General features: G+C 34.8%; 6 protein-coding genes and 2 pseudogenes. 4 read left to right on the top strand and 4 right to left on the bottom strand.

The window, feature by feature from the left end:
- Positions 1-26 precede the first annotated feature (26 nt).
- From FFR48_RS22125 to FFR48_RS22115, 3 genes and pseudogenes are all read right to left on the bottom strand, one after another.
- Positions 27-440, bottom strand: coding sequence for a response regulator (locus FFR48_RS22125; RefSeq protein WP_137668855.1), 414 nt, complete (start codon positions 438-440; stop codon positions 27-29).
- 193 nt (positions 441-633) lie between these two features.
- Positions 634-1,130, bottom strand: a pseudogene (locus FFR48_RS22120) (transposase).
- Between the two features lie 425 nt (positions 1,131-1,555).
- Positions 1,556-1,978: a helix-turn-helix domain-containing protein gene (locus FFR48_RS22115; RefSeq protein ID WP_096573084.1), complete on the bottom strand. Its 423-nt coding sequence runs from the start codon at positions 1,976-1,978 to the stop codon at positions 1,556-1,558.
- Between the two features lie 486 nt (positions 1,979-2,464).
- On the opposite strand from FFR48_RS22115, the gene FFR48_RS22110 reads away from it, so the two are divergent.
- The 4 genes from FFR48_RS22110 to FFR48_RS22095 all read left to right on the top strand — a co-directional run bounded on the left by FFR48_RS22110 (position 2,465) and on the right by FFR48_RS22095 (position 6,898).
- A complete protein-coding gene (locus FFR48_RS22110; protein ID WP_236104145.1) occupies positions 2,465-3,664 on the top strand; it encodes a hypothetical protein in 1,200 nt (399 codons plus the stop codon).
- A 581-nt stretch (positions 3,665-4,245) separates the two neighbouring features.
- Positions 4,246-5,859 carry a helix-turn-helix domain-containing protein gene (locus FFR48_RS22105; RefSeq protein ID WP_096573082.1) on the top strand — a complete coding sequence of 538 codons (1,614 nt, stop codon included), beginning with the start codon at positions 4,246-4,248 and terminating at the stop codon, positions 5,857-5,859.
- 27 nt (positions 5,860-5,886) lie between these two features.
- Positions 5,887-6,486, top strand: coding sequence for a hypothetical protein (locus FFR48_RS22100; protein WP_096573081.1), 600 nt, complete (start codon positions 5,887-5,889; stop codon positions 6,484-6,486).
- Between the two features lie 94 nt (positions 6,487-6,580).
- A complete protein-coding gene (locus FFR48_RS22095) occupies positions 6,581-6,898 on the top strand; it encodes a hypothetical protein (protein WP_096573080.1) in 318 nt (105 codons plus the stop codon).
- 588 nt (positions 6,899-7,486) lie between these two features.
- Here FFR48_RS22095 and FFR48_RS22090 read toward each other — a convergent pair.
- Positions 7,487-8,827 (bottom strand): annotated as a pseudogene (locus FFR48_RS22090) (IS1380 family transposase); the annotation flags it as partial.
- Positions 8,828-8,953 lie beyond the last annotated feature (126 nt).

Here is an 8,953-nt window from a genome sequence, read left to right as displayed (position 1 = left end):
TGGCTAATTCCCAATAGCAGGCATCTTCAGCACTGATTATAGCGTATAATCTGAGTATCTTTGCACTTAACCTTCATTTCCTCAAAAGCAGTTGTGGTGAAGGTTAGATAGTTTTCGGAGATGTCTATTGTCGTACAATATGAATTCGCACCAGCAACAAAAGCTTCTCTAACACAGACTTCTGTGGCTTGGGCATTAAAAATCACGACTTTAGTATTTGATGCTTCTTGTTTAATTTGCCTAGTAACTTCCACACCAGCACCGTTTGCCAAAGTCGAATTCACAAGAGCTATATGTGGTTTGTGAATGTCAATGATTTTTAATCCTTCTGATGCTGTTTGGGCTTCTCCACAAATCTCTATATCAGGAGCAGCAGAGAGTAACATTTTGATACCATATCGACTCAATTCATGGTCATCGATAATTACTGTTTTTATCATGTTGTTTACCTACTATGTTTGCGGTTTCTTCTGATTTGGCAGTATTAATGATGATATTTAGATATGGTAACTTATCTTGTAAGTTAAACAGATGACAGATATAATACTTTAAGATTTTCTTAATATTTGCATAATATGTGCATAGCAAATTTTCTTAGAGGATGTCTGAAAAGTTTTGAGAAAGTGATTTTGATTACGCCAATTGCTTCAACATTAAACGAATCATAGCTACATAAATAAAAGCCTCTGTTGTTTCAGGTAAAATCTCATAGTCCTTACTCAGTCTTCGACACGAGTTAAACCAACCAAAAGTTCTTTCCACAAGCCAACGTTTGGGCAGTACAACAAATCCTTTTTGTTCTTCGTGTCGTGTGACAACACTGCACAGCAAACAATAAACATCCATAACCCAATGCTCACACGCACCCATAAACGCAGACGCTCATGGATTTTCTCCCATGTCCCATCTTTTCTCCACTGCCGAAAATAGTGGTAAACAGTTTTCCATTTCGGGCAGTCGTGAGGCAGCATTCGCCATGCACAACCTGCAGACAGGATGTAAAGTATGGCATTTACCACTGCTTCCATATCAACACTACGTTTTCTACCTCCTTTTTTAGCTTCTAGAATTAACCCTGATAACAGTTCCCACTGTTGAGAAGTCAAATTACTTGGGTAGGATGCATTCATAGCTCTCGTAACGCTGTCATACTTACGTGTTTTTTCTACTGACAGGATACCGTTACGTGGGCTTTCTTACTTCTCAGACATCCTCTAAGAAGTGAGACTCTAAAATTTTTTATTATTTTCATTCATATAAGTCTAAAGATAGATTTTTATGAATAAAGATGCAAACTCAACTGCATTTTTTAATATTTTTATACCTTTTGACAGAAGTCAAATTAAAAATTGTAGGCATAACATATATTAATCTAGGACTTACGCATTGACAGGATCAACCAAATATGAGGTACGGATTTCAGGCTTTTTAACGTGATTTTTTAATGATTTTTGAGTGATCGCTATTGATCGGAAGTTAATCGACAAAAGCCTGAAACGACGGATTTTCGTTCATGCACATCATGGTGAATTTGTACAGTGCGTAAGTCCTATAATCATGCTCTTTCTGCTACTAATTTTTTTTCTGCCAAAAGGGTCGCACTTCTAGATATGACATCTAAAATGTCTGCTGGCTCAAGCAGAATAATTTGTTCTAAAACTTCCTGTTTAATTTCTTCAACAGGGCGGCTTTTAAAACTGTTAGCATAATTCAATGGGCTATTTTCCCAACGCTGACGATAGGCAGATAAAGATATATGACCGTCCAAATACTCTTGTAAAGATTCACTATCACCACCACTCACTTTTGCCAAACGCAAAAAGTTTTTAGAGTCAGCTTCAGGAACAACTTTCGCTTTTAACCATCTATACACGGTTGTAGTATCAACACCTATTCTTTCAGCTAACTTTTTCTGAGTCCAACCTTCTTCTAATAAATGTTCAATTAATTCTGCTAGTCGTTTTTGACGTTCTTGCATAGTAGAAAACCTGGTTCTACCAGTTATAAACTTTACTTATTATTCCACTTTATATTTATTATGATAACGTTGGCAACTTTAAATATTGATGTTTAACCCTGAAATTGGATTGAAAGTATCTACTTCATCAGATTTTTGGGCTGATTTAGTACATTTGCGATGCCAACTTTGCTTAGTTTTATATAAGCGTTTAGCAATACTCAAAGTGGGTGAGGCTTGCTAATTTATTTTATTCACTAATTGAAGACTAAACCTCTTTCCTTTACAAGAGTTTGAGGAAAATTCTCTATCAACTATCTACCACAAACCAAGAAACATTTTGGATCACATTGGCAGGGAATTGTTAAGAAATTATAAATAATATGCCAGTCTAGATGGCATTGTGCAAAAATTTTAATTGCACGGTGCAAAGTTAAAAAATCTACTTGACTAAGCATCCGTCAACAAACAAGGTGTCATCACTAGGAAAGCGAAGTTATGGCCTATATGACGGAATCTAGGCGAGATCCTGTGAATGGGGGGGGAAACCAAACCAGGTCATCTTCTGATTTTACCGTATTTGAGAATACAAGAAATCTTCTCCTGGAAGACAAAAGTGATCCAATGGGGTTAGAGACTGACTCTGAACAAAATCAAGCTGATAGTCAAAGCGTATCAAAGATAGAAAATCAGCTAAATGAGGCTGAAGCTTTAGAACTAGATAGATTAGAAAAGAAAATTGAAAAGGGTTTAAGAGGATTTTGGGAAGTAGGCCAGTCTTTGGATCAAATTCGAGACAAACGACTTTATCGCCAAAACTATAAAACCTTTGAGGAATATTGTCTCAACCGTTGGGAATTCTCCCGTCGTTCTGCTTATCGCTTGATACAAGGTGCATCGGTTTATGAAAATCTGAGACGTGGATCACAAACTTCTGAAAATGTGACCCATGGATCACAAAATTCTGAGGATGCTACCTGTGGATCACAAACTTCCGAAAATGTGACCCGTGGATCACAAAACTCTGAGGATGCTACTTGTGGATCACAAACTTCCGAAAATGTGACCCGTGGATCACAAATTAAAATTCTGCCGACAAACGAACGCCAAGTTAGACCTTTAACAACTCTATCCCCAGACGAACAGCGAGAAGTTTGGGCTAAAGCAGTTTCTACAGCACCCGGTGGAAAAGTCACATCTGGTCATGTTGCCCAAATTGTTAGAGAGTACCACCGTGAAAATTCAGGGAATAAATCTAGAAAAAGTTACTCTTTTGACAAGCAAAAGCAATCAACTAATGATTCTCAGCAGTCAGTAAACCGTAGTTGCTGGAATTGTATGTATTGTAGTCGGGATTCGGTAAAGGATGATCCACAAAGTTTTTATTGCGATCGCCTGGGTAAATTGAGTTTTGTTGAGAAAGACGGCAACCAACGTGGTGCAGAATGCGAATACTGGACTTACCGCTTTGGAGAATCTTCTCAAGTCAGAAAAAATGTCATCCCATTACGAGAAACTTTTAACGTGAATTTACAACTTCCAGCACATTTACAACCTCTGCTGCAAGATGCTGCTAAAGATTCAGGGTTAACTGTTATGGACTGGTTGACAAAACTGGTAGAAGAAAAGCTTTCACACGAAAATGAAAATCAAGATACAGATATTGATGAAAATTTCGTGGGTACTGTAGTTTCAGAAGTTGCTTGATATTCAGGATTTGGTAATCACTGGATAATATCATTTAGGGTAAAAGTGAAGGCAGAATTAGAAATTTTTGAAATTTTGAGGGGTAATTATATTTTAAATAGCATTAATCAATAACGGTTAAATGCTGAGGTTTTTCACACTCATCCTTTTTTCAGATGCACGAACCGCAGAGGCGCAGAGAACGCAGAGGAAGAGGAAATTGGGAGAGTTTTTGGTGTGGCTGTGTTTATTTTTTTCAAAGTTTGAATGATCTCAATTGTTAAAACACTTTTTAAATAAAAAGTTTTAAAAAATGGAATTTGTTAATCAATAAAAATGAAATTATATGATTTTCAATCATAAACAATAAACAATTAACTTTTTAGAATTATTTCTTTCTGAAATTAAGAAAGGTTAAGAATAAGAAATTTTGATTTTTCTCTTTGAAAGGAAAGGTTTGAACTCTTGAATGAAACAATTAATTATCAATTGTTAATTGTCAATTATCAATTGATAAGTAAGTTTCAACAGTATTTTCAGTATTAACAGCGAAATGTAACTTCTAATCATGTCAACTTTTGGTAATTTGGGGGAGGACAGTTTTGGTATCAGTAGGAGAGAATAAGAGAAGGTATCCAAACCCTGAATTATCAGGCTATCAATTAGCAATCCCTTACTCACCAGATGCTACACGCAAAACTGGAACTGCCACTATTGCTAATCCACAAATACCAACAACAACTAAGCGACTCAGAAAAGCTAAAAACCTTCCTTTCACAGAACAACCGCTATTTATAAACAATAACTACGAAATGACAGCAACAGGTGCGCCAATTATTAGTGCTACCCAAGCATACCTTAAACAACCTGATTGGAATAAGTATAGTGATGGCAAACTTTACTTCTCAAAAGAATTTGGTAAAGGTCGTTATATTGAGTTCTACATACTTCACCAACAAGCACATCAACCTCAATATATTTTAGACAGTGCAGAACACCAAATCCTGGAAAAGTACGGTGTAATGGCTGCTAGATTACACGCAGTATTTGCTACTTATGCTGCACAACAACAAGAACCTTGGAAAGAACCTTTTATCCTGCGTGGTTCAGAACTAATTAAGACGCTGCAAATATATAAAAGTAAAAAGTTAAGTAAATCACAAAAACTCAAAGCTATAGCAGATTTGGCTATGGTTGTTGGTACTTTGGGAGCAGTTATTCAGTGGTACGAAGGCGATTTAAATCTTTGTATTAAAGAACGTTGTTTACTGTGGATGGTGAGTGTACAGGAATATAGCCAGCCAAATTTATTTCAAGAACCAGAAGATTTATTAGAGGTGATAATTCGTGTACAGCCTGGACTTTGGACTTATAATTTTCTCAATGCTGAAGGAGAAAAAGCAAAAACTGCACTTTATCAATGTGGGTTTATTCCCAAAGAAGTTTTTGATTTAGATACTCATCAACATAAACTAGCTTTCAATTTAGCTTTGTACATTATTCAAAATAATGGCACTTGCAAAAATGGAATTTATACAGTTCGGAATTTATTGGCCAATATATTACCAGCTAATCAAATTGAGAAATTAGTGAATGATTATCGCTATGGTTGGCGATTAAAAGAAGATTTAGAAGAAGCTTTATTACTGTTAAAAGATAAGGTTAATATGACGATTGAATTTGATGATGAAACCTATCCATTATGGTTAAGACCTGTGTGGGCGATACCAGAAGAATTAGCTCATTTATCACCTCAAGAAAGAAATCAAAAGTTACTGGGAAAGAAGAAGTTACCAGATAATTATATTCAAAATATTTTATTACCTGCTAAGTTAAGTTTTAAGTTACCTTCTTCACAGATAAATAATAATAAATCAGTAAAAAATCAAAAAAATACAAAATTTCACACAAAATCTAATAAAGCTGGTGTAAAAACACAAAGTCAGGTTGATGTTGTCATAAATAATTCTACCGTAGCTGAAACTTTGGGAGTAAATAATGGTAAAGTAACAGTTAAGAATATACCTGTTATCAAGGAAATAACTGGCAGCTTGGTTAAACAAATGAGAACAGCTAAAAAAATGAGTCAAAGAGATTTTGCTCATGCTGTAGGTATGAGTCAAAGCTGGGTCAGGGATATTGAGACTAAAGGTAAAGATGCACCTATTCCTGAAAAGTATACTGCTATAATTAAAGAGGTTTTAAATTTTGGATAAGCTGTTGAAAATCATGAGGTAATAGCAATGGCTTATAGCGATTTTAGCTTAACTAAGTTTAGGAATAATTTTCATATTACAATTAAGGAAGAAATTGATTTATTTGCCGCTGTAGAACCTATAGAAATCAGTGAAAAGTTAACCAGCACTTTGGAAGAAACTACGGAACTTGCGTTAGCAATAAATACAGAAAAAGCACGCTCAGAAATGATTATTACGCCAATTTTATTAGAAGTTAGGCGTAAGGCTAATTATCAAATTAGTTTATTTTCTGGTACAGATTTTAATGTTGATGTTGAGAAAGGTTTAAATGGTTATTGTGATTTTGTTATCAGTCGTTCTAGGGAACAGTTAACAATTAATGCTCCTGTGGTAATTATTGTAGAAGCTAAAAATGAAAATATTAAAGGTGGTTTGGGTCAATGTGCAGCAGCAATGTTAGCAGCACAGTTGTTTAATGAACAGGAAGGTAATGAAATTAAAACTGTTTATGGTGCTGTGACAACTGGAGATATTTGGAAGTTTTTAAAGTTGGTAGGGACAGAGATTTTTATTGATTTGAACAATTATTATATTAAGGAGTTAAACAAGATTTTAGGTATTTTGTGTCAAGGTGTTGGGGGTTGAAAATTAATCTCCTCCGGTGCTGCACTCCACGCTCTAAAATAATGAGGATGTTTTATAATAGTGTAAAGACAATAATTATATTGAGGTAAAAAATATGGCACAAAGTCCATCAGAGAGAATTGTGAGACGTGGAAGAGTATTTCCTGAAATTCAATGGACAGAAGAACAAAAAGCCCAAGATAGAGCGAGAAGAAAGGCATTTTCAGATCGTTGTTGGGTGATTTTTGAGCGTTTAAAACCAGAAATACTCGATAAATACTATGGTTGGTACATTGCTATTGAACCTGATAGCGGTGATTATTTTATTGATCAGGATCAAGAGGTAGCAAGTAAAATGGCTAGAGAAAAGTATCCTCATTTAATTCATCATATTTATGGCATTAATGAAAGGGGAGTTAGTGGCAGAATATGATTGAGGGGAGATTTAGAAATAAAGGTCAAATGCAAGCATCCCAATTTTGAAAAAATAAACATAACCACACCAAAAACTCTCTTCCCTTTGTGTATTATAACCCTTTGAGCAAGAGTTTAGAGCATACTACAAACGTGCATCCTTTACGATAATACATCCGATTTTGTAAGGGATACAATCAGATCAAGGGTGGGGCAGTTTTTTGTTAGTTTTTTAAGTATATTTACGGTATATATATTGAATTTAAAGGTTTATGATAAAAACTAAAATAGTCTGGTTTAATTAATAAAATTACTTGTGAAGGCAGAAAGCATGAAACCCGGATTTCTCACAAGCCAAAAAAAACATTCATAAAGAGCAAAACAAAGGAAGTTTATTTGCTACATAAGTAGGGAAGATGAAAAAAGGAAATCTCCTAAGTATAGATTTGATAGATTTTGTTAAATATCAAGAAGTATTCAGGTAAAATATACTGATATAAATAATTGAGTATTAAAATTAGACATGACAAAAAAGAGTTAAGAAAAAAACTTTTATCCCCACCCTAAATTAAAGCTAAAAATGAGAGTAATAATCGTCACAAAAGAATTAACCAGGATTTGGTAACAACTGCAAACAACGGTAAGCAGTAGCATAAATATGCTGATAGGGACAAGAACTATTAATTGCAATTAAAACTCGCCGGGTACTCACAGTAATCAAAGCTCCTAACTTCAACAATTTGGTACGGATAGTCCCAACTTGAGCATTCTGTAATTCAGTTTTAACTAAACATTTATTTCGCAAAGCATTCATTAAAACATAAGCTATGGAAGAGAACCACAAACGTAGTTGATTACCAGCAAATGTATGGGTACTGGTTCTATCGCTAAATAGTTCTAATTGTTGTTCTTTAAAACGATTTTCCATCTCACCTCTAGGACAATATTTCTGGGTATAAACTTCACTTGGAGGCATCTTATTAGTAGGAATTGAGGTAACAACAAAACGGATATTAGTTCCCTTTGCCCCATACTCAACTTTAGTTACTACACGACGACTACGACTCCAAGATTTATGGGTTTGATAGTCAATAGTTTTATACCAAGTTGAGTTTTCTATCAGATTTGATGCCAGTTCAGGAAGTTCAATATCTGGAACAAATAGAGTTTCTAAAAAGGAAACTACCGTGGATAGCTTTTGCTCAAACTCTTGCTTGGCTTTACTTTGAGTTAGAGTGGTCATCTTTATTAAACGACTGTTTTCCGGCAACCCAAATACATAATCTACTTTGATTTGAGACTCACACCATTCCATAATATCTTCTCGGGAATAGGCGCTATCTCCACGAACTAAAATCTCTACATTATTCCATTCTGCACGTATTTGTTTAATGACTCTCTGTAATTCTGATAATGCTCCCTCTACTGGGTCTACATTGGCAGCCCTAAGTTTAGCTGCTAATAAATGTTTTCCACAGAAAATATAAAGTGGTGCATAGCAATATCCTCCATAATAAGTATTGAAAAATACTTGTTCTTGATTCCCATGCACTAAATCATCAGTTACATCCAAATCTAAGATTATTTGTCTTGGTGGTGATGAATAAGATTCTAAAAATATGTCTACAAATAATTTCTCAATCTCTTCTTGAGAATGACTAATTTTATGGTAGCGACTTTCTGCTCCTTGTTCTAAATTTTCAGGACAATGTTCTATCCGATTTAATGTACTCTTTCCTGCCAATGTACATGGTTCATTCTCTTGACCAATGCTTTTTCCTAATGCCAGTGCGAACATTGGATCATGACGTAATTCTTCATGGTCATTTAAGTCTTCATATCCCATTATTAAGCCATATATTCGTTGTGTTAATAAGCTTTCTATGGGATGTAATGTCTTATTTGGCTTTCTGTAGTCTTGGAAACATTTAGCTAATCGTGATGTTATTAGGACTTACGCATTGACAGAATAACAAAATAGTGCATTGATAAATAAGGGTCGTCTAGTAATGGGTATGAGAGAATGAGAGAAATTACTAAACCCTCGACAGCACAATGCAATCTAGACATCTAC

Source organism: Sphaerospermopsis reniformis, from assembly GCF_005402885.1.
In the GTDB taxonomy this organism is placed as follows: domain Bacteria; phylum Cyanobacteriota; class Cyanobacteriia; order Cyanobacteriales; family Nostocaceae; genus Sphaerospermopsis; species Sphaerospermopsis kisseleviana.
This window is presented reverse-complemented; position numbering and strand designations above follow the sequence as displayed.